This window comes from Methylomonas sp. MgM2 (assembly GCF_054172045.1).
In genome coordinates, this window is the sequence record NZ_JBSYXO010000011.1 from 76,949 (window position 1) to 100,920 (window position 23,972).

At 49.1% G+C, this 23,972-nt stretch carries 26 protein-coding genes; 13 read left to right on the forward strand and 13 right to left on the reverse strand.

The genetic code is table 11. The features are described 5' to 3' along the window. The first annotated feature begins 23 nt into the window (after positions 1 to 23). From pyrF to hemE, 5 genes are all read left to right on the forward strand, one after another. Positions 24 to 749 carry an orotidine-5'-phosphate decarboxylase gene (gene pyrF / locus ACW73I_RS10590; protein ID WP_458029275.1) on the forward strand — a complete coding sequence of 242 codons (726 nt, stop codon included), beginning with the start codon at positions 24 to 26 and terminating at the stop codon, positions 747 to 749. A gap of 88 nt (positions 750 to 837) precedes the next feature. Next, positions 838 to 1,383, forward strand: a complete 546-nt coding sequence (locus tag ACW73I_RS10595) for a shikimate kinase (protein WP_458029276.1) — start codon at positions 838 to 840, stop codon at positions 1,381 to 1,383. Further along, positions 1,364 to 2,446 carry a 3-dehydroquinate synthase gene (gene aroB / locus ACW73I_RS10600; RefSeq protein ID WP_458029277.1) on the forward strand — a complete coding sequence of 361 codons (1,083 nt, stop codon included), beginning with the start codon at positions 1,364 to 1,366 and terminating at the stop codon, positions 2,444 to 2,446. The genes ACW73I_RS10595 and aroB overlap by 20 nt, the downstream gene beginning before the upstream one ends. A 97-nt stretch (positions 2,447 to 2,543) precedes the next feature. Next, positions 2,544 to 3,974 (forward strand): AAA family ATPase, encoded by a 1,431-nt coding sequence (locus tag ACW73I_RS10605; RefSeq protein WP_458029279.1) that lies wholly within the window; start codon positions 2,544 to 2,546, stop codon positions 3,972 to 3,974. A 63-nt stretch (positions 3,975 to 4,037) separates the two neighbouring features. Then, the gene (hemE, locus tag ACW73I_RS10610; protein WP_458029280.1) at positions 4,038 to 5,102 is read left to right on the forward strand and encodes a uroporphyrinogen decarboxylase; all 1,065 of its coding nucleotides are present in this window, start codon (positions 4,038 to 4,040) and stop codon (positions 5,100 to 5,102) included. Between the two features lie 269 nt (positions 5,103 to 5,371). Here the strand turns inward: hemE and ACW73I_RS10615 are convergent, their stop codons facing one another. Beyond that, complete coding sequence (locus ACW73I_RS10615) at positions 5,372 to 7,006, reverse strand: alpha-D-glucose phosphate-specific phosphoglucomutase (protein WP_458029281.1); 1,635 nt, start codon at positions 7,004 to 7,006, stop codon at positions 5,372 to 5,374. Positions 7,007 to 7,079: 73 nt separating this feature from the next. Between ACW73I_RS10615 and ACW73I_RS10620 the strand changes: the two genes are divergently transcribed. Both ACW73I_RS10620 and ACW73I_RS10625 read left to right on the forward strand, forming a co-directional pair. After that, a complete protein-coding gene (locus ACW73I_RS10620) occupies positions 7,080 to 7,634 on the forward strand; it encodes a L,D-transpeptidase family protein (protein WP_458029282.1) in 555 nt (184 codons plus the stop codon). 82 nt (positions 7,635 to 7,716) lie between these two features. Then, a complete protein-coding gene (locus ACW73I_RS10625) occupies positions 7,717 to 7,995 on the forward strand; it encodes an Lpp/OprI family alanine-zipper lipoprotein (RefSeq protein WP_458029283.1) in 279 nt (92 codons plus the stop codon). A 63-nt stretch (positions 7,996 to 8,058) separates the two neighbouring features. Here the strand turns inward: ACW73I_RS10625 and ACW73I_RS10630 are convergent, their stop codons facing one another. After that, positions 8,059 to 9,006 carry a L,D-transpeptidase family protein gene (locus tag ACW73I_RS10630; RefSeq protein ID WP_458029284.1) on the reverse strand — a complete coding sequence of 316 codons (948 nt, stop codon included), beginning with the start codon at positions 9,004 to 9,006 and terminating at the stop codon, positions 8,059 to 8,061. Further along, a complete protein-coding gene (gene rdgC, locus ACW73I_RS10635; protein WP_458029285.1) occupies positions 9,006 to 9,914 on the reverse strand; it encodes a recombination-associated protein RdgC in 909 nt (302 codons plus the stop codon). Before rdgC ends, ACW73I_RS10630 begins: the two co-directional genes overlap by 1 nt. A 651-nt stretch (positions 9,915 to 10,565) precedes the next feature. Between rdgC and yjgA the strand changes: the two genes are divergently transcribed. Continuing rightward, complete coding sequence (gene yjgA, locus ACW73I_RS10640) at positions 10,566 to 11,156, forward strand: ribosome biogenesis factor YjgA (RefSeq protein ID WP_458029286.1); 591 nt, start codon at positions 10,566 to 10,568, stop codon at positions 11,154 to 11,156. 9 nt (positions 11,157 to 11,165) lie between these two features. Here yjgA and mtgA read toward each other — a convergent pair whose 3' ends face one another. Next, positions 11,166 to 11,885: a monofunctional biosynthetic peptidoglycan transglycosylase gene (mtgA, locus tag ACW73I_RS10645; RefSeq protein ID WP_458029288.1), complete on the reverse strand. Its 720-nt coding sequence runs from the start codon at positions 11,883 to 11,885 to the stop codon at positions 11,166 to 11,168. Positions 11,886 to 12,325: 440 nt separating this feature from the next. Between mtgA and mepA the strand changes: the two genes are divergently transcribed. Further along, the gene (gene mepA / locus ACW73I_RS10650) at positions 12,326 to 13,186 is read left to right on the forward strand and encodes a penicillin-insensitive murein endopeptidase (protein ID WP_458029289.1); all 861 of its coding nucleotides are present in this window, start codon (positions 12,326 to 12,328) and stop codon (positions 13,184 to 13,186) included. A 23-nt stretch (positions 13,187 to 13,209) separates the two neighbouring features. On the opposite strand, the gene ACW73I_RS10655 is transcribed toward mepA, so the two are convergent. Continuing rightward, positions 13,210 to 13,842, reverse strand: a complete 633-nt coding sequence (locus tag ACW73I_RS10655) for a hypothetical protein (RefSeq protein ID WP_458029290.1) — start codon at positions 13,840 to 13,842, stop codon at positions 13,210 to 13,212. 120 nt (positions 13,843 to 13,962) lie between these two features. Beyond that, positions 13,963 to 14,433, reverse strand: a complete 471-nt coding sequence (locus ACW73I_RS10660; protein ID WP_458029291.1) for a CYTH domain-containing protein — start codon at positions 14,431 to 14,433, stop codon at positions 13,963 to 13,965. A 118-nt stretch (positions 14,434 to 14,551) separates the two neighbouring features. On the opposite strand from ACW73I_RS10660, the gene sodB reads away from it, so the two are divergent. Then, positions 14,552 to 15,133 (forward strand): superoxide dismutase [Fe], encoded by a 582-nt coding sequence (sodB, locus tag ACW73I_RS10665; RefSeq protein WP_458029292.1) that lies wholly within the window; start codon positions 14,552 to 14,554, stop codon positions 15,131 to 15,133. An 81-nt stretch (positions 15,134 to 15,214) separates the two neighbouring features. On the opposite strand, the gene ACW73I_RS10670 is transcribed toward sodB, so the two are convergent. Together ACW73I_RS10670 and ACW73I_RS10675 are read right to left on the reverse strand one after the other, a co-directional pair. Then, positions 15,215 to 16,003 carry an XdhC family protein gene (locus ACW73I_RS10670; protein ID WP_458029293.1) on the reverse strand — a complete coding sequence of 263 codons (789 nt, stop codon included), beginning with the start codon at positions 16,001 to 16,003 and terminating at the stop codon, positions 15,215 to 15,217. Continuing rightward, complete coding sequence (locus ACW73I_RS10675; RefSeq protein WP_458029295.1) at positions 16,000 to 16,590, reverse strand: nucleotidyltransferase family protein; 591 nt, start codon at positions 16,588 to 16,590, stop codon at positions 16,000 to 16,002. Before ACW73I_RS10675 ends, ACW73I_RS10670 begins: the two co-directional genes overlap by 4 nt. Before the next feature lie 263 nt (positions 16,591 to 16,853). On the opposite strand from ACW73I_RS10675, the gene ACW73I_RS10680 reads away from it, so the two are divergent. Beyond that, positions 16,854 to 17,252 carry a TraR/DksA family transcriptional regulator gene (locus ACW73I_RS10680; protein WP_458029296.1) on the forward strand — a complete coding sequence of 133 codons (399 nt, stop codon included), beginning with the start codon at positions 16,854 to 16,856 and terminating at the stop codon, positions 17,250 to 17,252. 222 nt (positions 17,253 to 17,474) lie between these two features. Here ACW73I_RS10680 and ACW73I_RS10685 read toward each other — a convergent pair whose 3' ends face one another. From ACW73I_RS10685 to ACW73I_RS10695, 3 genes are all read right to left on the reverse strand, one after another. Next, positions 17,475 to 19,049, reverse strand: a complete 1,575-nt coding sequence (locus tag ACW73I_RS10685; protein ID WP_458029298.1) for an FAD-binding oxidoreductase — start codon at positions 19,047 to 19,049, stop codon at positions 17,475 to 17,477. 63 nt (positions 19,050 to 19,112) lie between these two features. Further along, entirely contained in the window at positions 19,113 to 19,958 is an 846-nt protein-coding gene (locus ACW73I_RS10690; RefSeq protein ID WP_458029300.1) for a GNAT family N-acetyltransferase, read from the reverse strand. Beyond that, a complete protein-coding gene (locus tag ACW73I_RS10695) occupies positions 19,955 to 20,878 on the reverse strand; it encodes a polysaccharide deacetylase family protein (RefSeq protein WP_458029301.1) in 924 nt (307 codons plus the stop codon). Before ACW73I_RS10695 ends, ACW73I_RS10690 begins: the two co-directional genes overlap by 4 nt. Before the next feature lie 203 nt (positions 20,879 to 21,081). On the opposite strand from ACW73I_RS10695, the gene ACW73I_RS10700 reads away from it, so the two are divergent. Further along, entirely contained in the window at positions 21,082 to 21,261 is a 180-nt protein-coding gene (locus ACW73I_RS10700) for a hypothetical protein (protein ID WP_458029302.1), read from the forward strand. A gap of 236 nt (positions 21,262 to 21,497) precedes the next feature. Here ACW73I_RS10700 and ACW73I_RS10705 read toward each other — a convergent pair whose 3' ends face one another. Together ACW73I_RS10705 and ACW73I_RS10710 are read right to left on the reverse strand one after the other, a co-directional pair. Then, positions 21,498 to 22,292, reverse strand: coding sequence for a UDP-2,3-diacylglucosamine diphosphatase (locus ACW73I_RS10705; protein ID WP_458029303.1), 795 nt, complete (start codon positions 22,290 to 22,292; stop codon positions 21,498 to 21,500). 219 nt (positions 22,293 to 22,511) lie between these two features. Further along, complete coding sequence (locus ACW73I_RS10710) at positions 22,512 to 23,243, reverse strand: PhoU domain-containing protein (protein WP_458029304.1); 732 nt, start codon at positions 23,241 to 23,243, stop codon at positions 22,512 to 22,514. A gap of 173 nt (positions 23,244 to 23,416) precedes the next feature. On the opposite strand from ACW73I_RS10710, the gene trxC reads away from it, so the two are divergent. Continuing rightward, positions 23,417 to 23,851 (forward strand): thioredoxin TrxC, encoded by a 435-nt coding sequence (gene trxC, locus ACW73I_RS10715; RefSeq protein WP_458029305.1) that lies wholly within the window; start codon positions 23,417 to 23,419, stop codon positions 23,849 to 23,851. The last annotated feature ends 121 nt before the right edge of the window (positions 23,852 to 23,972 follow it).

Consider the following 23,972-nt stretch of genomic DNA (forward strand, 5'->3'; position numbering starts at 1 on the left):
TGCGTGCCTACGGAATATCCCACATGAGCGAAACATTCATTTCCAACAAACCCATCCCCTGTCGCGAACGACTGATCATGGCTTTGGACGTTCCGAGCATAGAGGAGGCCAAAGCATTGGTAGACGAGTTGGGCGACTCGGTCATTTTTTATAAGGTGGGCATGGAGTTATTTATGTCCGGCGATTATTTCGGCTTTATCGAATGGCTGAAATCGCGAAACAAAAAAGTGTTCGTCGATCTTAAGTTTTTCGATATTCCCGCCACCGTGGGCCGCGCCATCAAAGCCCTGAGCGGGAAAGGCGTCGACTTGGCCACGATACACGGCAACGATTCGATCATGGAAGCGGCGGCTCAAGCCAAAGGCAATTTGAAAGTATTGGCGGTAACCGCGTTAACGAGTCTGGATAGAGGGGATTTGGACGACTTGGGCTTTCATTGCGACGTTAAGGCGCTAGTATTGTCTCGGGCCAAACGGGCGCTACAAATCGGTTGTGACGGCATCGTTTCGTCGGGTCTGGAGGTGTCGATGATCCGTGAAGAATTAGGACAAAAATTGCTGGTGATCACACCCGGCATCCGCCCTGTGGACAACCGTGAAGACGATGATCAAAAACGTGCCGTCAGCGTGGAACAAGCCATTCGAAACGGCGCCGACTACATCGTGGTAGGAAGACCGATTCGGGATGCAGCCGACCGTAAAGTCATGGCGGAGACCATTCAAACCCAAATTGCCGAGCAATTTGCTTGATATCGACTATCGCTATCCGGGCTGCAATTTTATTCCTGAATAAAAACTGGGCATAATGTATGGTTTTGCAAGCCATGAACCGCTATCGATGAAAAAACTGCAAAGCATCTATCTGATTGGTCTGATGGGCGTCGGAAAAACCACCATCGGCAGACAGCTTGCGAAATCTCTGCGTTGGCCGTTTTACGATAGCGATAGAGTCATCGAAGACAGCATGGGCGTCGACATTCCGACCATTTTTTCCTATGAAGGTGAAGAAGGTTTCCGTTTAAGGGAACAAACTGTTATCCGGCAACTCACCGCGATCCCGGGCATCGTCATGGCGACCGGTGGCGGTTCCATACTCAAACCGGAAAATCGCGAAGCCTTGAAAAGCAACGGTTTTGTCGTATATCTGCAATGCTCTATAGACAAAATTTTATATAGAACCAGAAACGATACTCAGCGGCCGTTGTTGCGCACCGAAAACCCGCGCGAACGCTTGCAAACGCTGTTGACCCAGCGCGAACCGCTCTATTTGGAATGCGCGGACTTTAAAATCGATTCCGGTAACCTGCCCGGAAAAATCGTGGTAAAAACTATTTTGCAGCAATATCAAGCCGCACTGGAAAATCATGAAAGTATTGCAAGTTGAACTGAATGACGGTCGCAGCTACCCGATCTATATCGGCTCCGGGTTACTCGAGCAATCCGATCTAGTCAAGCGACACATCCGCTCTAAACAAGTGGCCATCGTTAGTAACGAAACGATTGCTCCTTTATATTTAGCAAAAATTCAAGCGGCTTTGACTGATTACCAAGTCGAAACCGTGATATTGCCGGACGGCGAGCAGTACAAAAACTTGCAATATCTCGAAAAAATTTTCGATCAACTGCTGGCGAAAAAATTTAGCCGAAACTCGACGTTGATTGCATTAGGGGGCGGCGTGGTCGGCGACATGGGCGGCTTCGCGGCCGCCTGTTATCAACGCGGCATCGCCTTCATCCAAATTCCGACCACATTGCTCGCTCAGGTGGATTCTTCCGTCGGCGGCAAAACCGGCGTCAATCACCCTTTGGGTAAAAACATGATCGGGGCCTTTTATCAGCCCCTGTGCGTCATCGCCGATGCCGACGTGCTCGACACGCTCGACGACAGGCAATTATCGGCCGGCCTGGCCGAAGTTATCAAGTACGGCCTGATCCGCGATCCGGATTTTCTAGGATGGCTGGAAGCGAACATGCCGGCATTATTGGCACGCGACAAAGAAGCCCTGGCATATGCGATCGAACGTTCCTGCATGAATAAGGCGCAAGTCGTCGGTGAAGATGAATTCGAATCCGGTGTGCGAGCCACGCTAAATTTAGGCCATACCTTCGGGCATGCCATCGAAACCGGCAGCGGATACGGCCATTATTTGCACGGAGAAGCGGTGGCAATCGGTACTTGTTTCGCCGCGGATTTGTCCCGCCGTCTCGGCTGGCTGAACGATGCCGACGTCGCCCGCACCGTTGCCTTGTTTAAAGCGGCTAATTTACCCGTCACCCCTCCGGCGGACATGGCTCCCGAGCAATATGTCGATTTGATGGCGGTCGACAAAAAAAATGTAGACGGAAAGATCCGTGTCATCCTGCTCGAAGCGCTAGGCAAGGCTTCTTTGCCGGTGAACGTCGAGCTAGCTCAACTGCAAGCGACTTTGACCGAATATGCCGGATAACGACGACCTAAGCTACGGTCGAATTACAAGACCTCCCCCATTTGGCGAAACAATACAATCGGGGCGCGCGTTACTGACGACGGACCGTTCGCAGAAATTGGATTTGCTGATTCATTTGCTGACGAATCTACGGCAATCGTTAATCGTTTGCGGGCCTGAGGGTATCGGAAAAACCACGCTGTTGAAGACTCTGCGGGCCAGCCGTGAAGAAGTCTGGCCGGTCTGCCTGTTACAGGGATCGTCCGCTTTGAGTTTCGAAACCGTCCTTACACTGTTGAGCCAATTTCTAAATTTGAACAGCGCCGTTACCGGCTTCGATCTCCAGTCGCTGAGGGCCTTGTGCGAAAGGCAAAAAGTCGTGCTGATGATTGACGATGCCGGCAATCTGGTTCCCGGTTTGATTGGAGAACTGATCGATTTTGCCGATTCATTGCCCGGCCTGCGCTTGGTTTTTGCGATGAATTATGACGAGTTTCAGCATAAGACCGATTCCGATCGAGCGGTCGACTCCTGCCATTTCATCGAATTGCCGCCCCTTAACCAGCGGCAATGTATGGAATATCTACAGAATTTGTCCGCCCGGCACGGCGCGATGTTATCGTTCGATGCCATTACCGACACACTGGTCGAACAGCTTTATCGCAAGACCCAAGGTATACCCGGAAAGATCCTCGCCGAGCTGCCTAAGGCCGGACAATCCCAAAGCAGGCATAACCGCAAACTCGGGTTCTGGCTAGGAGCGGGACTCATCGTGGGTGCTTTCGGATATATTGCGAAAGATTTGTTGCCGCCTCAAGGCGAAGAAACCGCAACCGAAGCCGTTAGCCAGACGCCCGGTCCCGTTTCCGGGCATGCAAGGAATTACGCCGATACAACCGTTCCGGCACCTGCGATCTACCAAGAAACCGAGCCGGGCATTGCAATCGAGACACAGAAGGAAGACAGATTGGCCATCGCCCCGGAGATACCCGAAACGTCCGGAGCCGACGACACCACGGACCAAAATATCGCAGTCGATATTCTGACCGAAACGCCGATAGAACCGGATGCAAAAACCGCAACAACGGCAACACCCAAAGTCGAGTTAGAAGCAACGGCAAGCCGGCCTGAAATCGGCTCGGCATCCGAACAAACCGAGCCCTCCGAGCCGGAGGCTTTGGAACCTGCAAAACCAATCGTTCAAGCAAAGCCGGCCGACTCCACTGCAGAACAGGCCCGGATGGAAACCGACCGCGGCGATACCGAATGGATCATGGCGCAGCCCGCCAATAATTACACGGTACAACTCATGGTGCTGTCATATAAAAAGTCGGTTGATCGCTTCATGCGCCAACATGCCGAATATCGGGATAACCTGAAGTACTACACCATAGGCAAGCGCGGCCAGGAAAAATATGTGTTGATTTTCGGCTCATTTCAATCGGCAACCGATGCCTTAAAAAGTAAATCGACTATGCCGGACGAATTTAATCAAGGCATAGTCAAACGCTTCAAATATATTCAAAAAGAAAGCCTTCGCCGCAAATAATGCTTATATCAAATAACTCCGCGGCCCCATTCTCCACGCCCAAGTCCGGAACCTTTTAGAGCAATGACACCATTAAAAAACGATTTATTTCTTCGAGCCCTTTTAAGACAGCCCATCGAGCGCACGCCGGTGTGGATGATGCGGCAGGCAGGACGCTATCTGCCTGAATACCGGGAAGTACGCGCAAAAGCAGGCAGCTTCATGCAACTGTGCACCAATCCCGAGCTAGCATGCGAGGTGACCCTACAACCCTTGGACCGCTTTAATTTCGATGCGGCGATTTTATTTTCCGACATTCTGACGATCCCCGACGCCATGGGGTTGGGCTTGTCCTTCGCCGAAGGAGAAGGCCCGCAGTTTGCGCATCCGGTTCGAACCGGTGCCGATGTCGCGAAATTACCGATTCCCGACCCTGAAGCGGAATTACGCTATGTCGTGGACGCCGTGCGTTTGATCAAAACCAATCTAAAGGGACGCGTGCCGTTAATCGGCTTTTCCGGCAGCCCTTGGACGTTGGCGACCTATATGGTCGAAGGCAAAAGCAGCAAAAATTTTCAGAAAGTCAAAGGCATGATGTTCGAGCAACCGCTGCTAATGCATCGGATGCTGGATACGTTAGCTCAATCCGTTGCCGCTTATCTGAATGCGCAAATCGCCGCAGGAGCCGATGCCGTAATGATTTTCGATACCTGGGGCGGTATGCTGAGTCACGACGACTATTTGGAATTCTCGTTACGATACGCCGCGCAAGTTCGACAACTGTTAAATACCACGCAGGACGACCGCAAGGTCCCGGCCGTGTTGTTCACCAAAGGCGGCGGGCTATGGCTGGAATCCATGGCGGAAACGGGATTTGATGCGCTAGGCCTGGATTGGCAAACCGACATCGGTCATGCCAGAGCCAGGGTGGGCAATAAAGTTGCATTACAGGGCAACATGGACCCCATCACTCTTTATGCGCCGCCCGAAGTGATTCGAGACAAAGTCGGCCATATTTTGCAAAGCTACGGTCGGGGCTCGGGGCACGTTTTTAACCTTGGGCACGGCATCTTGCCTGATATCGATCCGGAGCACGTCAAGGCTATGGTCGACGCAGTGCGCGAGTTAAGTCCGGGGTATCACGACTAAGTGTCAAAAAGATGGTGTTTGGTAAACGTCTTTTTGCTTAGCTTTAAGATTTTGGAGGGAATGCGGGTGTTTAAATCCGGCAGGATTTTAACTAAAGACATCCTGACACTGGAGCGGACGAAAAGCCGACAAAAAGATCAACGAATTGACGCTGGTTTCGCTTACAAACGGGACAAGTCGAAAGCTATGTTGCACTGGTTCGCTGCCGGGAAAAATTTGGATTGCTAAGCGCAACCCAAATTCACAGTGGCGGGTATGCCGATCAATAATCAGGTAATGACCGTCGGTTCGGTTCTACCCGTCCGTTGTTTAACCTCGCATAACTGTTCGGCGATATCGATCAAATCCGCTAACGCAAATTGCGCATCTTGATCGTGATCCCTCACATCTTTAGCGTAACGCTCCAGATAAATTCGTAACGTTGCTCCCACGGTACCCGTGCCCGATAAGCGGAATACGATGCGGGAACCGTTGGTAAAGCCGATACGAAGGCCCTGGTTACGGCTGATACTGTTATCGACGGGGTCGGTATAACTGAATTCATCGGCGAATTTGACGACATAATCGCCCCAACTTTTGCCTGGCAAACCGCTTAACTGGTCGCGCAAATGCCCGACTATTCCGTTCGCAATCTCGGCATCAACCGCTTCGTAATCATGTCGGCTATAAATGTCGCGTCCAAATTTCGCCCAATGTTCTCGAACGATATCTTCGACCGACTGACGCTTGCGCGCGATCAAATTCAACCAAAATAATACCGCCCAAAGGCCATCTTTTTCTCTGACATGATTAGAACCCGAACCGAAACTTTCTTCTCCACACAATGTGATCTTATCCGCGTCCAACAGGTTACCGAAAAACTTCCAGCCGGTTGGTGTCTCGTAACAAGGCAGGCTCAATTTGTCGGCGACCCGGTCGACGGCTTGACTGGTCGGCATAGAGCGCGCAACACCGCTAATGCCTTTGGCGTAGGCGGGAATCAACTTGGCGTTGGCCGCCATGATCGCTAAACTATCGCTTGGCGTCACAAAAATATTGGCACCCATGATCATGTTTCGGTCGCCGTCGCCGTCGGATGCGGCACCGAAGGCCGGCGGATTATGCCCGAACATGATGCTTGCCAGCTCGTGGGCATGCACCAGATTCGGATCAGGATGGCCGCCGCCGAAATCTTCCAGCGGCGTGGCGTTCAATACGGAACCGGACTCGGCACCCAATACGTCTTCGAGTATGTATTTGGCATAGGGTCCGGTGATGGCATGCATCGCATCAAAACGCAGGGTGATTAAACCCGCCGCTATACTTTGCTTGATCAAGTCGAAATCAAAAATCTTTGCCATCAATTCGGCGTAATCCGCGACAGGGTCTATGATTCGGATTTTTATGCCGTCGAGCTGTATCTCTCCGATCGTGTCAAGGTCGATATCATCGAATTCGGCAATGCGATAGGTATCGATGGTTTTGGTGTTCAGATACAAGGCGTCGGTGAATTTTTCCGGTGCAGGTCCGCCATTGTTAACGTTGTATTTAATCCCAAAATCTTCATCGGGACCGCCGGGGTTATGACTGGCCGAAAGAATAATACCGCCGAACGCATGATACTTTCGAATGATGTTTGACGCAGCCGGGGTAGACAGTAGGCCGCCTCGACCAATAATCAGCTCGCCAAAACCGTTAGCTGCCGCCATTTTTATGATCGTTTGAATCGCATTACGATTAAAATATCGGCCGTCGCCGCCTAAAACTAGAACTTTTCCTTGAAAATCTTCTAAACTATTGAAAATAGACTGGACAAAGTTCTGCAAATAGCCATTTTTTTGAAAAACTTTAACCTTTTTTCGTAAACCTGAAGTACCTGGTTTTTGATCATCGTAGGGCGTGGTTTTATTGGTTTTTATTTGCATGGTCTACCTTTAATGCGACATTTGAAAACTTTAACTTACACTAAAATCCAAATCTTTAACAGACTGAGAAGATATGATGATAAAGACGTTGATTCGTACTTTAATTTTATGTTCTTATCTAGCACCAAGTGTTAGTATTGCCGATCGTGATATTTGGCTGCTTATCGATACTCAAACCAGAAACCTCGAGATAAAAAAAGGTGAAAAAACACTCGAAGTGTTAGATCATGTAGTTATCGGGCGTAAAGGTGCTGGCACTAAACAGCACCGCGGCGACAACATTACGCCGCTAGGTAATTATCGGATTGGCTGGATAAACCAAAAGAGTTCATTTCGCAAATTTTTTGGATTAACGTATCCTAATAGGGAACACGCCGAAAAGGCGTTGCTGAGAGGGGCTATCGACCGAAAAACCTACGATGACATCGTATGGGCTGAATATGTTGGACAAGTGCCTCCTCAAAATACTGATTTAGGAGGCCAAATTGGTATACACGGTCTAGGCAGCGGCAGTTTGAGTGTTCATGAGGTTTTTGATTGGACACATGGCTGCATTGCTTTAACGAACGATCAAATCGATCGTCTAAGCCAGTACGTTGAAAAAGGAACGCTGGTAACGGTGAAATAGTATTGGAAAATTCCCAACAAATGTTGGAGAATTACCACCGTACGTTTGTTTTTGTCTTTTAACCACAATCAAGGGGAAAACCATGATGAAAGCTGTAAAATTATCCGCACTTGTTGCTGTTGCTGCTTTGGCTACCGGTTGCGCTACCAATGGTGATATCGAAAACCTGCAAGGTCAAATCGATTCATTGAAACCACAAGTTGCTGCCGCATCTGCTGATGCGGCATCTGCTAAAGCTGCCGCTGCTGAAGCATCTGCCAAAGCTGCCGCTGCTGAAGCTGCTGCAAACCGTGCTGCCCAATATGCTCAAGACACCAACAGCAAATTGGACCGCATGTTCGCAAGATCACAACACAAATAAGCATTATTTGTAGTTGCCTAAATTAAAGCCCGTGAGTCGAAAGACTCACGGGCTTTTTTATTGTCAGTTTTGCGCTGCTTGCTCCGTTTCGCGGGTAGGCCGCTCGTAAACGGCAATAGGCAATCCGGTAGGCTTAGCTAGAGCCGCTTTCAGTATCGAACCTTTAATGACCGGCATTTGCCCGCCATTAGCCTTTTGAATCAAGTCCAACGCTTTGTGTATTCTTTGCTCGAAAGTTGCCGGCGTTTCTTCCAGTTCCGGGTACACTTCGATATAAAGCGTGTCGTGGTGCCAACCCACTTTAATGGATTGGTTGATAATGTTTACGCCGGTTCCAACCTTGACGGCAGGGAAGAATCGTTCGATGTCTGCCGGATACATACGCATGCAGCCATGACTGACACGCATCCCGATCCCATTAGTTTTCTGCGTGCTATGAATCAAATAGCCAGGTATGCCTAAGCGAAAGGCGAACAAGCCCAATGGATTGTCGGGCCCGGGCGGATAGTAGGGCTCCAGCACGTCGCCCTCGGCCAAATGTTCTGCAATTATCGATGGCGGCGGCGTCCACGAAGGGTTTTCCATTTTGCCGGCAATCTGGGTTCTGCCGAGCGGGGTCTTCCAGTTATTTTCTCGGCCAATGCCAACCGCGTAAGTAACCACTTCGGCACTGTTCGGATAATAATAGATTCGCATCTCCGGCAAATTAACTACGATGCCTTGGCGCGGAGCATCAGGTAGTATGAAGCTGGTGGGAATTCGAACCGGCGTACCGGCACCGGGCAGCCAGCGATCAACCTTGGGGTTGGCCAGTACGATTTCGTCTTGCCCCAGATGGAACTTTACGGCGATATCGATTAACGTGTCTTCATATTTGGCGGCGACATATTTTGCCTTATGCGGCGGATCACCGATGATGCCGTCACCAGGGCGATCCGGTGCAGGCAGCGTCAATGCCGATGCGTAAGTCGTGACAAATGTTAAGATGGAAGATACCAGTATGCGTTTCATCAGGCGTTGGTTTCGGCGTTAAATAATTCAAGTAGACGAGGCAAGAACTGAGCAAGTTCCGCGCTCATTATGGAAAAATCGGCGTCAAACTGTTCGGCGTCGTCGAATGTTTCGATTTCGGCCGCTTGTTCTTGGATCAAATCTAAAAACTTTAACCGTTTGACCAAAAGATTTTCGTCTAGCACGCATGATAATCTATCGGCCCAAGTTACTGCCAACTTAATCACCTGTTTGCCATTATCGAGATGATTTTTGATTTCGGGCAACGCCAGATCATGCCGCTTGCAGCGAATAATGGCGCCCTCATCTTCGGGCGAACGCAATTCACATTCATCCTCGATCAAGATGTCATCCGGAGAATTATGATGCAATAACCAATCGGTCATAATTGGCGAAGCTTTTACCGATGCGCCAATGGGTACAACCGGTAACGAACCCAAACATTTACGCAATAGACTCAGTAGGTCTTCAGCCTTTTTGGGAGACGCCGCATCCACCACCAACCATCCCCTTTGGCTATCGATATACGCATACGTCTTGCGCGAAAACGAAAAGGCTCGGGGTAGCAGTTCAAAAATCAGTTCATCCTTGAGACGGGTGCGTTCTTTGCCGGTGACCTTACGTGCTTCCCGCTCTTCAATGTTCTCGACCTTTTCTTGCAACATTTCATTGATGACGGAGGCCGGAATGACTTTCTCCTCCTTTTTCCCGCAGACCATGAAGAACCCGTTATTTGCATGGACGAGTGCGTCTGAATATTTGCCTAACGGCGAAGTCCAGCCGAAACTAAATTCAGCATGCGCTTCACAAGGCCGGAACGGCTGCAACTGCAATTTTTGCAGCAAAGCATCTGCAGTCAGTGTAAAAGGTTCGGTAAAACGATAAACCGCGAGATTCTTAAACCACATGTGTCAACTCGATAAAAAACGCAGGATTATCGCAAATACAACGCAGAGTTAGAACTTTAGAGCCGAAAAAATGTTGAATTTTTAATCGTTGGTCAGAAGCTTATACACAATTTCTTATTGACTGTTCAAATAATAAGATACTTTGCATTCCGACTGAATCGATTCAAGTTGGATTAGTTATAACATAATGATTTTTATGAATAAATATCATTTTACAACCTTTATACAATTTATCTAATTTTCGAAAACTCCGAGGTGTTAACACTCGTTTCGACACTTTATCCACCGAGTTATCCACAAGCCCTGTGCACAACCTACTTAACTCGCAAAAAGAATAATTTAGACATCATTGTAGATTCATTTTTTAATATTTCGCGGCAAGTCTGCCCGTTTAAGCCTAAAGGTTTGTTAGAATGTCATTTGCTCTTTATTTCCTGTCTTAATTCCCCACTCCTTGAAATGGCGTAGCTATGGCAACTCTAGAAAACCTCATTCTCGGCGCGTTAGCAATTTTGTTATTACTGTGGATGCGGCCCGGGATAAAGTCAGCGCTTGCCAGGAGTAAAGAATCGCCGACCGATTGGTTAAGCGTCGCTTTGCCTCTCGGTATGGTTGTAATATTTGTGTTTTTTTTAATCGCAATGGTTTGAAATGATTGAAGAAGAATATTTCGACGACGAGGATGAGGAGATTGAGTACTACGCTATCCGCCCTAACAAAAGTCAGCTAAAAAGAGAAATAGCTGCCATTTTTGCGATGGCTGAAGAAATATGCGAACTAGCGCCCGCTCAAATCGCCGAGTTTCATTTGCCCGATGGAATTGAGGACTCATTATTGGATGCGGGAAAAATGGGCAAAAACGCCGCGCGTAAACGTCTATTAAAATATATTACGGCGCAGTTCAGGACTCTGGATACCGATGCCATAAAGGAAACGTTAGCGCGCATGAAGAATAAAAGCGCTCACGCAGTCAGACAGCATCATCAAGCGGAGCGGTGGCGTGACCTGTTACTCGAAGATGGCGGAAACCGCCAATTAACGCTTTTCATTGCCGAATATCCGGAAGCCGACAGCCAACGTTTGCGGCAGTTACAGCGCAACGCGCAAAAAGAACTGAAAGAAGACAAACCGCCCAAATCGTGCCGCCTGCTATACAGATATTTAAAAGAGCTGATTTCCGACCAATCGGGCTATCTGCAAAATTTAGAGACGGATAATCAGAACAATGATGAGGCCGAATAACTCTGTGTTTTAATAACTCAAATTGCGCATTTGCCTTAAAATCCAGTTCTGACGCTTCAATACATAAGGACTGGGGTTTTCGGCTTTCAGCATGGCCGGATTGGGCAATGTTGCCGCCAGCAGCGCGGACTGACGAGCCGAAAGCCGTTTGGCGGGAATCCGGAAATAGTGGCGGCTTGCCGCCTCGATGCCATACAAATGATCGCCGAACTCGGCAATATTTAGGTATATCTCCAAAATTCGATTTTTGCTCCATAGACATTCGATTAACAAGGTAAACCAAGCTTCGAGAGCTTTTCGAAAAAAGCTTTTCGAGGGAGTCAAAAATAAATTTTTTGCGACCTGTTGGCTTATAGTGCTGGCTCCGCGCAGTTTTCCACCTTTCATATTGTGTTTGTACGCCTTATAAATAGCGTCCAAGTCAAAGCCGTGGTGCTGATAAAAGCGCTGATCTTCCGCCGCGATCACTGCGACAAAAGCGTGTTTTGAAATTTGCGAGCGGCTCACCCATTGCTGATCGACAGCTCTATATTTCTTGCCCGAAACCAGATCATCGACATGATCATATAGCATGAAAGCCGAAGCGGGTGGCGAAACGAATCGAAACAAGCTCACTAGTGCGACCGAAGCTATCACCCCAAATAAAAAGCCATAAACAATGGTTCGCTTGATACGCGTTAGCACAGAATATTTGGGCTGTTTTTTAGACTGGCGTCGATTAGGCGACATATGGGAAAAGCAGCGAAGCTTGAAGTATTCAATTATTATCCCCGAAATGACGGGAAGCCGGTTAAAGCAATGCATCCTTTTAAATTACTGCGTCAAATAACACTATTTAAACCATTAAATAACACAGTTTTCATAACAAAATTCCAGGCATCATCCCGAAATTCCAGGAAAGTCGGCTCGACTGAAAATTGGCACGACTCTAGCTTTAAGAGGATAGGTGTCAGGGATTTTAAGTTCTCTCCCCCGTGAACATGGAAAATTACGATGCCAAGGAATCACCCCGGATAATCGCATAAGGAAAGCGCTTTTGTCCGGGCAGGGACGACCTTGCCCCCTCTTATAAAACGCTCGCCCAGCCAATCAGGCTAAAAGATTTTCTCTCGTGCCCGTACGGCGGTATCATCTGCCCTCACCCACCTTCCCATTGCACGTTGACAATAATGCAGACAACGAACAAAACCCGGTTGATTCTATTCAGCTTAGTTGCGGCGGCTTTAAGCTCAAAAAGCCATGCCAACGATAACGCGGCAGGCTGGTCGCACTTTGCTGCGCCTACGATCGGTTCCACGGCAGAAAGCGTTGGCACTTATTCTAACGGCTGCATCAGTGGAGCAGTGGCCTTGCCGTTATCCGGCACGGGCTATCAAGTTATGCGCATCTCGCGCAACCGCTTTTATGGCCATCCATCGCTGATTCGATTCATTCGACAACTAGGACAGGACGCTGTTGAAGAAGGACTGGGCACGCTATTAATCGGCGACTTAGGCCAACCGCGCGGAGGCCCGACTCCTAGCGGCCACCGCAGTCATCAAACAGGGCTGGACGCCGATATATGGTTCTTGGTATTAGATGAACGGAATAACCGTTTACTCAGTCAAAATGAACGCGAAAACTGGACGGCCCCTTCAATGCTCGACGCGACAACCGAGAATCTGGATTATCATCGATGGACACGGGCGCAAAAGAGGATCCTGCAAATCGCCGCAAGCAACCCGGACGTGGACCGTATTTTTGTCAACCCTACTATTAAGCGAGACCTGTGCAAACGGCGCGATGCCGCTTCGAAAGTATGGCTGCGGAAAATACGCCCCTGGTGGAAACATGACGATCATTTCCATGTGCGTTTGAAATGCCCGGACCGGAGCCCCCATTGCTTGATGCAAGACCCGGCGCCTGAAGGCGACGGCTGTGACGCCAGCCTGGAATGGTGGTTTAGCGCGGAAGCCAAGATCACTTCGGCGGCGAAGCCATCGAAACCGCCGAAACTACCCGCGCTATGCGAGCGGATTTTTAATCAATAATTGAATGTATTAATCAGCGTAAATTAGTTCATACTAATAGAAGCCGTAGTAAACAACGCCTGAAATTTATTCTTGCCGACATTCGATTTGCGTTGCTGAGCGTGGGCTAACGCTAATTTAGCTTCGTTTTGTAATTGCGTATCGGCAAACACTTGATGACTGCGCACAGGAAGCTGCGTGGCTTTTCGGAAAAAGGCCTCCGCTTCTGTCGTCCGGTCTTGGCGCAACAAAAAATCCGCATAAAAATAATTAGCGTCAATCCCGCTTGGATTGATCTTTAAACCGGCCTTTAATAATTCCTCTGCCATTTCGTCGTCTCCGAACGATACCGGCCAGCCTGGAAGCATATAATACAAGGTACCAAGCGTAACATAAGCCATCCCATCCAGTGCTTTCGGATTAATTTCGATGGCTTCTTCCAATAATTTTTTGGCGCTTTCCAAGCTAGACAAAGCCTCAAACGGTGACTCGAATGCGGCATATGTGGCCATAACGGTCGCTAACCAAATTTTGGGTTCCGCCGCATTCGGGTAATGCAAAACCAACCGGGCAGCTTTGTCTAATAAAACTGGATAAGTCTGCTTTTGCTTTTCCTCGTCCGATTGATAATACGCAAGCGCCCATGCGCTCTCGATGCTATCGATCGAAGCATTCAACTCCGACGCCTGCACCGGCTTCATGAGAAGTAACAAAAAAACAACAATAGTGGCTATATTCATACACAGAATATAATCCATTACCGGCAATATTTCAATATATGGGTTAACTTATTGTAATTATTTCCAATTCTTGTACGGATTTTTGGTTAAATTATTGTTGTAGTAGCGCAAATCATCTGTTACTTCTGCGCCAATCCAAACCGGTTTTGCGAAAGATTCGCCAATTTGCGACAACTCGACTTCGGCAACTATCAGGCCGGCGTTATCCCCCATGAACTCATCTATCTCCCAAACATGACCCTCGAAATGCACAAAATGGCGCATTTTTTCGATCAAAGGCTTATGACATAGCTCATCGAGAATAGTATTTGCGTCGTTTAAGGGTATCTCGTATTCAAACTCGTGCCGATGATTGCCGATGGTGGCGCTCTTTATATTGAGCCAAGCATGCATGTCGGAAATTCGCACCCGCACGGAGTTTAGCGAGCTACCACCGAGATAACCTTGTTTGTAATGGACAGAATGGTCAACTTCTTTGCGCCAAGCGTCGCTCGCCAATAAAAATTTATGTTCAACTTCGATAGCCATAGAATTATTCCACGTATAGAATAGTGATTTACCTTAATTCTTTATTATAATACTGGGTTATTAGCGTAAGAGTTCGACTTGCGCTAAAGTTGCTGTTCATTCAATCAGGAGAATAAAGATGGCTTTTGAATTACCTGCTTTACCGTACGCTAACGACGCACTGGCTCCGCACATTTCAGCCGAAACCATCGAGTATCACTACGGCAAACACCACCAAACTTATGTAACAAACCTGAATAACTTGGTTCCCGGCACAGAGTTTGACGGTATGTCTTTGGAAGACATCGTAAAAAAATCTTCCGGCGGCATTTTCAATAACGCAGCCCAAGTATGGAATCACACTTTTTACTGGAACTGCTTGTCTCCAAACGGAGGCGGCGCGCCAACAGGCGGTTTGGCTAATGCAATCGAAAGAACATTCGGCTCTTTCGAAAAATTCCAAGAAGAATTCACCAAATGCGCAGTAACCACTTTCGGCTCCGGCTGGGCCTGGTTGGTAAAAAATGCCAACGGCAAGCTGGAATTGGTGAGTACCAGCAATGCCGGTTGTCCGTTGACCGCCGGCCAAACGCCTATTTTGACTTGCGACGTTTGGGAACATGCCTATTATATCGACTACCGTAACGCGCGCCCAAAATATCTGGAAGCGTTCTGGGCCTTGGTTAACTGGGAGTTTGCCGGCGCCAATTACGACGCATGATAGCGCTTTGAATTAACCAAAAAGGCCGGCAAGTTAAAACCTGCCGGCCTTTTTTCAGTCGCAGATAAATCCGGTTGCCGCTTAAGAGCCATGCCCGCTCAACGGCTGGGCGTGCCCTCCTCGCCGAACCATGACGATCTCGCTGGCTATCGATAAAGCTATTTCCTCCGGTAGCTTGCCGCCTAAACCCAAACCGGCCGGCGCGCGGATCCTGGACAACCCTACTTCGGAAAAACCTTCTTTAGCCAATCGATTTAATACCAAGTCGGCACGCTTACGGCTAGATACCAAAGCAATGTAAGCCGCATCCGATTGTAGGGCTTGCGTCAGTGAGTCGTAGTCGCCTTTATGATGCGTGGCAATGACGACATAATCACCCGCTTGAGGCAACAACTGCTGATAACGCGTATCGTCATTGATGATGCGGGCGGCCGCCGGCAAATGCTCCGGTGCCGCTTGCGGATCGTTTACGATTACCTCAAAACCGAGCCGATTGGCGAATTCACACAAACTTTCGACAATACGACCATGCCCCATCAACCAAAGTTGAGGCTTTGGAATCACCGGCTCTATGTAAACCCGCATTTGCCCGCCGCAAGGCATACCCGCACCGAAAACTTCGTCGGTCAAATCAATATCGATCATGCGTGGCTCGCCACTAGCGAAACATTCCAATGCGGTTTGGCAGACCATAGACTGAGCGCATCCGCCGCCTATCCAACCGGCTAACAGCACACCCGTCTGATCAATCAACGCCTTAGCCGCGGGTTTGGCCGAGGCCGACCCAATGATTTCCACCACCGTGGCAACCGCGTAAGCACGGCGCGCCTGATGAAGTTCAATTTGCAGATTTAGAATGTCCGGGATCACAGGTTTCGTTTTTCGTTCAGGTACCTCAAATCATCCGGATAATCAATGTCCGTTAAAATTCCCGGATCGTCGCATTCGACCAGGCGCAGCTGGTTTATATTGGACTGTATTACCGACTTGGCACCGACATCGCCGCTCAAGCCGATTAATTCATCACGCAGAACCCATGAAAACCCCACCGGGTGGCCGCGTCGCTCTTGCCACACCGGCGCGGCGACCAAGGCTCCGGAGCTTATCGCTTCGGCTATTTTACGAATCGTAACAGGGGAAATCCAGGGCATGTCCGCCAACGCGATCAACCAACCGGCCGCCTCGGGACAAACGCCGATGCCAAAAGCCAAACTTGTTCCCATACCTTGACCGGCATGGATGCAAGTTCTGACATCGGCGCCCTCAGCCACCAGATGATCCACCAGACGATCACTGCCGGGCCGCACGACAACCAATACGCGGTCGACGCCCTCTAACAAATTACGGCACGCTCGCGCAGCCACGGAAATACCGTCCGGCATCGATAGCATCAACTTATCCGATCCAAACCTTTTGCTAGAACCCGCTGCTAGCAGGACTCCGATAACCGGCGACATGGCTTACATTCCTTCTTTACCGAAGAACTCGACTCTTAAGCACATCACATTCCCGAACGTTCAAATACTTTGTCTAAAGAAACCCTGAACAAAGTCACTATCAGAAACTCAAACTGCTGAATTATGATGCGTTTTTCTCCTACGAGATTTGAATTGGCGATTAAGCCGTGTAATAGTACCGAATAATCACTTATCGCGTAACTTGTTTTGTAAACCCTATTGGCGCTGGTTCAGACAATATCGGATTACGAGGGGATAATGAGATGGGCGTTGGATTGAACGAAAAACAGATCAATAAATTTAAAAAGAAGTTAAATGATCGCCTGATCGCTTTACGACTGGAAATCAGTGAGGAGTTGACCAGAAGTGAAGAGGAACAATATGCCGAGTTAGCCGGCCAAGTCCACGATACCGGCGATGAAGCATTGGCAGACTTATTGGTGGACATCGAACTAGCCGCAGTCGATCGCTTGATTCAGGAAATCCGCGATATCGAAACCGCCTTGACGCGTATTGCCGAAGGCCGCTACGGTGAATGTTGCGACTGCGCGGATGCGATACCCATCGAGCGATTACAAGCTTGCCCAACCGCCAGACGTTGTTTGATCTGTCAAGAATCTCATGACCGCACCTTTGTCCAGTGCGGGAAACCTAAGCTATAGCGTACGCGGAATTTCCAAAGGTCTTGCACATTCTCGTTGCGCCTAAAAGTCGATTGAGTTGTTTAGCTTGATTTGCGAATCTCGAATCGCGCCGGAACGGAACGTCTTCCGGAAAGCGACGTTGTCGTGAGCCTTGCAAATATTCATCGCCTTCTTAAACGGAACCTAAGCCAAACGGCGCTTCTTTGCCTGCTCACATTCGGTTTAGCCGCTCAGTAGCGCCTACTGAGCGGCTTTCTCCAGTTTCCGCATTTCCACCGGCGAGCACCTGCCTTTCGAAGAAACCTTGTCGTACACCTCATCGAAGGCTTGGCGGCAATAAGGTAGGCGTTCCCGCAACTGATCGTACTGGGTATGGTCGAACATCTTCCTGAAATCTTCCCTGCTCATGGACGTTCTCGCATACAAGGCCTGGTAGCCCGAATGCTCGATAACGAATCGTTCCAGCAAGGGCAAGGCGAGTGCATTATCGAATTCCCCCTTGCTCGGCGTGCCGTAGGCGCCGATATCCACATACATTTCGTCGATTTCGCCGGCATTAATATCGAGCGGATGAACAAAACCGGGTTGTCCGCCATGATCTTTGATTGCCATCGGCGACAGCCATAAGGGGTATAAGCGGAAGTGCTCGTCAAAATAAATCAAAGACTCCTTTAAATACCGGATGGGCATCAGCATATCCTGCACCACGTGATATTTTTCCCTGAGCCGCCGAGTGGTTTCGGTTTCGGTATATTTCAATAATTCGATGCGAGGCGGCAAGGCCCAGCCCAGCAAGGCCCTGAAGATCGGGTGATTCCCGAACGAAATGATTTCCTCCATCGCCCAAAAATAAGCACGGGTATGGCGATGAAAATAATGCCGAACCGGCACATATTCGACACCTTGTTTATTTTGCTTTAAATAGGTTTGGACATGCTTGTAAAACCACGGCTTATACCAACGGCCGATGGCGTTCAAAGAACCGTCGGCGCTTACCTCATCCGCGAATCGGCCGGTCATGATCACCGCATGTTCGCGGCCGTAAACCAAGCCTTCCACGAAGTCGTTATTTTCGGTATCGCGGGACGCCTGTTCGAACACGCTGATCGTCTCATCCAGACTGTATGTCGGCCGGTAGCAAAGCCGCACATATTTCTTTACCGGTATGATTTTCAATTCCGCGGCAACCAGAAATCCCAAGGTGCCGTGACTCCAGGGAATTTGGTAAAACAGCTCGGCATTTTCCGAAGGACCGCACTTTAGCAATTTCCCTTCGGCAGTGACGATTTCGAAAGACAGGCAAATATTTTGAAATAACCCGTATTTATGGCTGCTGGTTTCCACCCCAAAACCCATAACCAAACCGCCGACCGTCAAAGTATCCAGCTCCGGTACCACCGGTAAGGTCCAGCCTCGGGAGATCAGATCGCGCGAGATTTGCCCCATGGTCGCTAAAGGTTCCACACGGACAATTTGTCGCTGTTCATCGATGTCGAGTATGTCGTATAGTCCGATGTCGATCTTGCGATAAGACAGCTTGTATTTAGGCACCAGTTCACTCATGGTTTTCCAGCCCGATCTTGCGGTACAAAGCTTCTGCACCGCACCTTGTTGCTTCCAGTCTTCGATTTGCCGGATGACCGTTTCAACCCTGGCATCGTGTTTAGCCGGAGCGCTGTTCAGGCTAAACGCCAACCAATTCCGCAGGCTGGCGTAAACGCCGTAGACCGCCGAAATAGGCAGCAGAAAGACAGTGGCGAATAATCCGCGATAATGCGTCAGTATGTGTTCGAACAAGCGCTCAGGTTTGGTCATGGTATTTATGGGTGTCCGGTTAGGAATTAGATCAATTCTTATGATCGCAGCTAAAAAGGGGTGTTATCCTAACTCGAAAGTCGTGATCCCAAAAATTTTATGCTCGCTGAGTTGGGGGCGGCCTTTCAAATACATGCGACCGGTGCTGAAAACCTCATGCATGTGATATGCGTTCACCAAGCGCAAAGCCTGCGTGTTGGTTTCCATGACGTCAAGATAAATGGTTTCTCCGGGAATATCCTGCTGCAAAGCTTGAAACAGCTGTTCGGCGACGGCGAAACCGTCGGCAAACAGCGGGCCGATTTTGTGACCCTCGATACATTGCCGGCGCACGGCGTAACCTTGTAATTGTCCGTTTTCCATGTAGGCTAGCGCTTTAGCGTGGTCTTGATTAATCCAAGCATTCAAAAATCGGCTGCGTTTAGAAGGAAAACAAAGCCGGTCATACGCTTCCAGCATCGAACACGGCACTTGCGCCAACGGCATTATGGACTGATTAGTAACCCGGCCGGCCGTGGCGCCGCCTTGGAAACGGATATTATGATAGGCGAGCCGGTAGCCGATCCGCTCGTAGATCGGAATGTTCTCCACGACCCCATCGATGCCAGCGTTGCGTTGACCCACATGGCGCAATCTCTCTCGGGTCAAAGCCATGCCGTAACCTCTACCCCGGTAATCGGGATGCACGATGTATAAGCCGCAGAACGCAAAATGCTCGTCATAGACCACGGCGCTGCCGACAGCGATAGCCCGACCGTCCTGTTCTCCGATGAAAAATCCGTTGGGGTCGGCCTGATAAAATGTTTGAGCATCATGGATGCCGGGATTCCAGCCTTCCCGCGCGGCCCAATCGATAGCGATTTGAATCTCGTCCGCCCGCATGCGGCGAATCGAATAGTGATCGTTCATGATCCGGCTCCGGTGTCGGAAGAATAAGAGTGGTATTGATACCAGTGACGGGCGATTTGCTCGCGGGTGCATATCCAAAGCGACGGAAAGCTTTGTAGAAAATCGAGGAATCGCGCGACGATTTCGGCCCGTCCCGGACGCCCGCTGATTCGAGGATGTAAGGCCACGGTCATCATTTTAGGCAGGTATCGGCCTTCCCGATACAAACAGCGAACCGTGTTTTGCAAATACGCTAAGAAATCTTCGCCGGACATCCAGCCGGGCGTCAAAAAATACTTGGCATCGTTGGCATCAAACGTATAGGGAATGATTAAGTGCGGCTGCCCACGCACCCGTTCCCAGTATGGTAGGTCGTCAGCATAGCTTTCGGAATCGTAGCGAACACCTGCCTCAACCAGCAGCTCCCGCGTGTGCACACTTTTCCTTCCGGTGTACCATCCGAACGGTTTGCTGCCGGTATAGCGCTCGATCACGGCGATGGTTTTTTGGATATGCTCTCGTTCAACGTCGACCGGCAGATGCCGGTAATCGAACCAGCGGTAACCGTGGCCGGCCAGCTCATGGCCTTTTGCTGCCAGATGAATCGCCAACGGCGGATTTTTTTCCAATGCCATGCCGCAGGCCCAGGCGGTGACGTTTAAGTTCCGTTGTTCGAATAAATCCAGTAATCGCCATATACCGCAACGCGAACCATATTCAAATACCGACTCCGAAAAAAAATCGCGCTCGTCCGATATTGCCGGCCTTAATGCCAATTCGGTCAGATAGTTTTCGGAACTGCCGTCGCCCTCCAATATACTGCGTTCGGCCCCTTCTTCAATATTGACCACAAAATTGATTGCAAGGCGTGCTCCATTCGGCCAATTAGGGTGCGGCGGTGCTTTACCGTAACCGATAAAATCGCGCTCAGAAACAGTCATAGATAAAACGGCGATGCACAACTTGAATGATTATCGCCAGAATATCAGGAACTCAGGCAGGAGTGAACGCTGTTTTACTGAATTCATGCCTTCACTTCCGGAAATTGGCGGAGGGCGAAACCTTATTCCTTAGATTGGCATCCATGCGGACAAAAAACTTTATGCCGAATTGCCGGCCCCGATAATGTCTCGCGGAATCGATAATGCGCCGGCCAACGCCCTCGATTCAGTTGAGGACGCATCGAAACGTGTGTCTGATTTATCATCCAACGCCGCAACGGCAGTTGCTGGCGCCTTGCTGCTTCGACACCGATTACAAGCGTTCGGTGCAAGACACGCTGAACCAGATGACGGGCGCTGTTGAATCAAGCGCTCAGGGTTGATTCGAACGGGTAATACGCGATCGAGTTATTGAGGTAAACCGGATATCTACAACGCGCGGCATTAATCGAGGGGGATGATGCGGGCAAACAAAAGCCGACTGGCAGAGGATGAAATGCCAGTCGGCAAAATTTGCATCCCTGCGGCATGAGCGGAGCGATCGTACATTTGGTAGTGTAGAACAATTTTAAGTTTTTGCACTAATCAATTGTATTTTTTAAAAAATCTTTTGGCGGTTTTAAACAAGTTCCGACGCCACCTGTTCAACCGAGCGTTGATCTTTCGGCGTTTCCTGCTTTTGCCATCTGATCAATTCCAGCCGGCCGTCTTGATGTTCGACGATAGCGGTGCAGCTTTCTACGAAATCTCCGGTATTGACGTAGGTGAAGCCTTGAATATCCTTGATCTCGGCATGATGAATATGGCCGCAAATGACGCCGTCCACGCCTTCGTTGCTCAATGTCCGGATAATGGTTTCTTCGTAATCGGACATAAATTGGACGACGTTTTTGACCTTGAATTTGATATAGGCGGCTAAAGAGAAATGCGATTGAACGCCAAGCACACGCCTGACATAACGAACAAGACGATTGAGTTGGATTAGCCAGTCGTAGCCGGTGCTGCCCAATTTGGCCATCCAGCGGTGATGCTGAGCGATAGTGTCGTATTCGTCGCCGTGAACGATTAAAAAACGCTTGCCGATAGCCGTGGTATGGACATCGGATTTTTTGATGACGATGTCGCCGAATATATAGTCGTCGTAGTCTCTGACGTTTTCGTCGTGATTGCCCGGTACATAGATGATTTGAGTGCCGTGCCGGGCCTTGCGTAGGATTTTCTGGATGACGGTGTTGTGATCGCGGGGCCAATACATTTTTTTGGATAGCGCCCAAAAGTCGATGATGTCGCCGACTAAATACAACTTTTCGCTATCGTTATATTTTAAAAAATCCAGCAGTGTATCGGCCTGACATTGGGTCGAGCCGATATGCAGGTCTGAAATCCAAATGGTTCGATAATGATGGGTGCTCATAATAGATTTTGATTAAAAATTCGCCTTATTAATCAATTTTCGACAAATCAGTATAAGTCGTTTATCAAACTTTGACCGGTGTCGGTTTGTCGTTAAACCTAAACCGCGCATTTTGCTTCAGCTGCGTGCCTGTCGGTCGTGTTGTCACGAATAGATAAACGAGCTTAATTTATTGTTTGACCATTGAATTTCAGCAAGTTCGGCGTATGCAATATTGATTCACGCCGAGTGGGCGTTAATCTTTGCCGGGGTTGCATGATGACGCATATCGATGCTATCCAACATCATAATTTGATATTCGGCAATGGTTCTACACAAATTCGCACTACGCTCCAGTACTTTGAGAATGTGCATAACATTAAGCGTGCGCTCAATGACGGTCGTATCTTGGATCGTCGCGAGCAGTTGCTGCTCCACGGCTTGCTGCAGACGAGTATCGCAATTCCAGCCATATTGAATGATCTTATAAGCTTGGTTGGAATTTCGTGTTTCTAATACCACTGTCATCTTGTCCAACATGATTTTAATCATGCCGCCGATTTTGATAATTTCCGCCAGCATTTCCGAGAAATTTCGGCCGTTGTCGTGTTCGAATATCGTTTTTATTTGATAGGAAAGATCGACAAATTCGTTGCCGAGCTTTTCGAGGGCCTGAGTCATTTTGGAAACGATCATTACGATACGTAAATCGTTAGGCAAGGAAGCGCTCCGGGCGAGTATGCTGTGGACTTCAGTTTCTATGCGAGCCTGACAGCTATCGACTTTTCGGTCTCTACCTATTGCTTTTAAAGCCAGCTCGATATCGCCGAAGTCCAGCGCGTGTAGAATTTGCTCAATTTGATACATAAGCAAATCGGTCATTTCCAGCAAAAGACTATGTAAGGTACCTAATTCGCCGTCGAATAAATGAAGCGGACGTCGGCTGCTTATTTCGTTGGTTTGAATGTTCATATTGTCCTTTCTTGGTAAATAAATCCGCAATCAGGAGTATCACGGAGTTTAGATATTTAGAGTTACAGAAATATGACAGGGATCTATGGGTTTTAAGTTAGGATATGCGTGGTATAACGTTAATATTAATGTGTACTTTGACCCCCGGCGCTCGGGGCTGACACGGGATTTTTATGAACGACTTTTTGCATTTGGTATGTCCTGGCTGTTTGGCGGTCAATCGACTGCCGGCCATTCGATTGCAGCAAAATCCGAAATGCGGCAAATGCCATCTGTCCTTATTTGAAGGGCATCCGTTAGAGCTGAGTGGCGACAGTTTTAATAAACATCTTGCCGGCAACGACATTCCAATGCTGGTCGACTTTTGGGCATCCTGGTGTGGGCCGTGCAAAATGATGGCGCCTGCTTTTGCGCAAGCAGCGCAACTACTGGAACCATCGCTTAGGTTGGCTAAGGTCAATACCGAAACAGAACCCGCTCTCAGCAGCCGATTCGGGATTCGCAGCATCCCGACTTTGATCTTGTTTAAAAATGGCCGTGAAATTTCGCGTCAATCGGGCGCCATGGGCGCGCAGGATATCGTGCGTTGGGTCAAAAATAGCCTATAGACGTATTGCGGCTAGGCGGCTGTAGCCTCGTTGTCGGCCGGCGATTGATCGCTACGAATTTGCTTTAAACGGTCCTTCAAGCGCCGAGCGCTTATGCCGGCTGGCCGATCCGATGAATAAG

Coding starts and splice junctions, on each gene's coding strand:
- pyrF (WP_458029275.1), top strand. CDS start 24: ATGAGCGAAACATTCATTTCCAACAAACCCATCCCCTGTCGCGAACGA.
- ACW73I_RS10595 (WP_458029276.1), top strand. CDS start 838: ATGAAAAAACTGCAAAGCATCTATCTGATTGGTCTGATGGGCGTCGGA.
- aroB (WP_458029277.1), top strand. CDS start 1,364: ATGAAAGTATTGCAAGTTGAACTGAATGACGGTCGCAGCTACCCGATC.
- hemE (WP_458029280.1), top strand. CDS start 4,038: ATGACACCATTAAAAAACGATTTATTTCTTCGAGCCCTTTTAAGACAG.
- ACW73I_RS10615 (WP_458029281.1), bottom strand. CDS start 7,006: ATGCAAATAAAAACCAATAAAACCACGCCCTACGATGATCAAAAACCA.
- ACW73I_RS10620 (WP_458029282.1), top strand. CDS start 7,080: ATGATGATAAAGACGTTGATTCGTACTTTAATTTTATGTTCTTATCTA.
- ACW73I_RS10625 (WP_458029283.1), top strand. CDS start 7,717: ATGATGAAAGCTGTAAAATTATCCGCACTTGTTGCTGTTGCTGCTTTG.
- ACW73I_RS10630 (WP_458029284.1), bottom strand. CDS start 9,006: ATGAAACGCATACTGGTATCTTCCATCTTAACATTTGTCACGACTTAC.
- rdgC (WP_458029285.1), bottom strand. CDS start 9,914: ATGTGGTTTAAGAATCTCGCGGTTTATCGTTTTACCGAACCTTTTACA.
- yjgA (WP_458029286.1), top strand. CDS start 10,566: ATGATTGAAGAAGAATATTTCGACGACGAGGATGAGGAGATTGAGTAC.
- mtgA (WP_458029288.1), bottom strand. CDS start 11,885: ATGTCGCCTAATCGACGCCAGTCTAAAAAACAGCCCAAATATTCTGTG.
- mepA (WP_458029289.1), top strand. CDS start 12,326: ATGCAGACAACGAACAAAACCCGGTTGATTCTATTCAGCTTAGTTGCG.
- ACW73I_RS10660 (WP_458029291.1), bottom strand. CDS start 14,433: ATGGCTATCGAAGTTGAACATAAATTTTTATTGGCGAGCGACGCTTGG.
- sodB (WP_458029292.1), top strand. CDS start 14,552: ATGGCTTTTGAATTACCTGCTTTACCGTACGCTAACGACGCACTGGCT.
- ACW73I_RS10675 (WP_458029295.1), bottom strand. CDS start 16,590: ATGTCGCCGGTTATCGGAGTCCTGCTAGCAGCGGGTTCTAGCAAAAGG.
- ACW73I_RS10680 (WP_458029296.1), top strand. CDS start 16,854: ATGGGCGTTGGATTGAACGAAAAACAGATCAATAAATTTAAAAAGAAG.
- ACW73I_RS10685 (WP_458029298.1), bottom strand. CDS start 19,049: ATGACCAAACCTGAGCGCTTGTTCGAACACATACTGACGCATTATCGC.
- ACW73I_RS10690 (WP_458029300.1), bottom strand. CDS start 19,958: ATGAACGATCACTATTCGATTCGCCGCATGCGGGCGGACGAGATTCAA.
- ACW73I_RS10695 (WP_458029301.1), bottom strand. CDS start 20,878: ATGACTGTTTCTGAGCGCGATTTTATCGGTTACGGTAAAGCACCGCCG.
- ACW73I_RS10700 (WP_458029302.1), top strand. CDS start 21,082: ATGCGCCGGCCAACGCCCTCGATTCAGTTGAGGACGCATCGAAACGTG.
- ACW73I_RS10705 (WP_458029303.1), bottom strand. CDS start 22,292: ATGAGCACCCATCATTATCGAACCATTTGGATTTCAGACCTGCATATC.
- ACW73I_RS10710 (WP_458029304.1), bottom strand. CDS start 23,243: ATGAACATTCAAACCAACGAAATAAGCAGCCGACGTCCGCTTCATTTA.
- trxC (WP_458029305.1), top strand. CDS start 23,417: ATGAACGACTTTTTGCATTTGGTATGTCCTGGCTGTTTGGCGGTCAAT.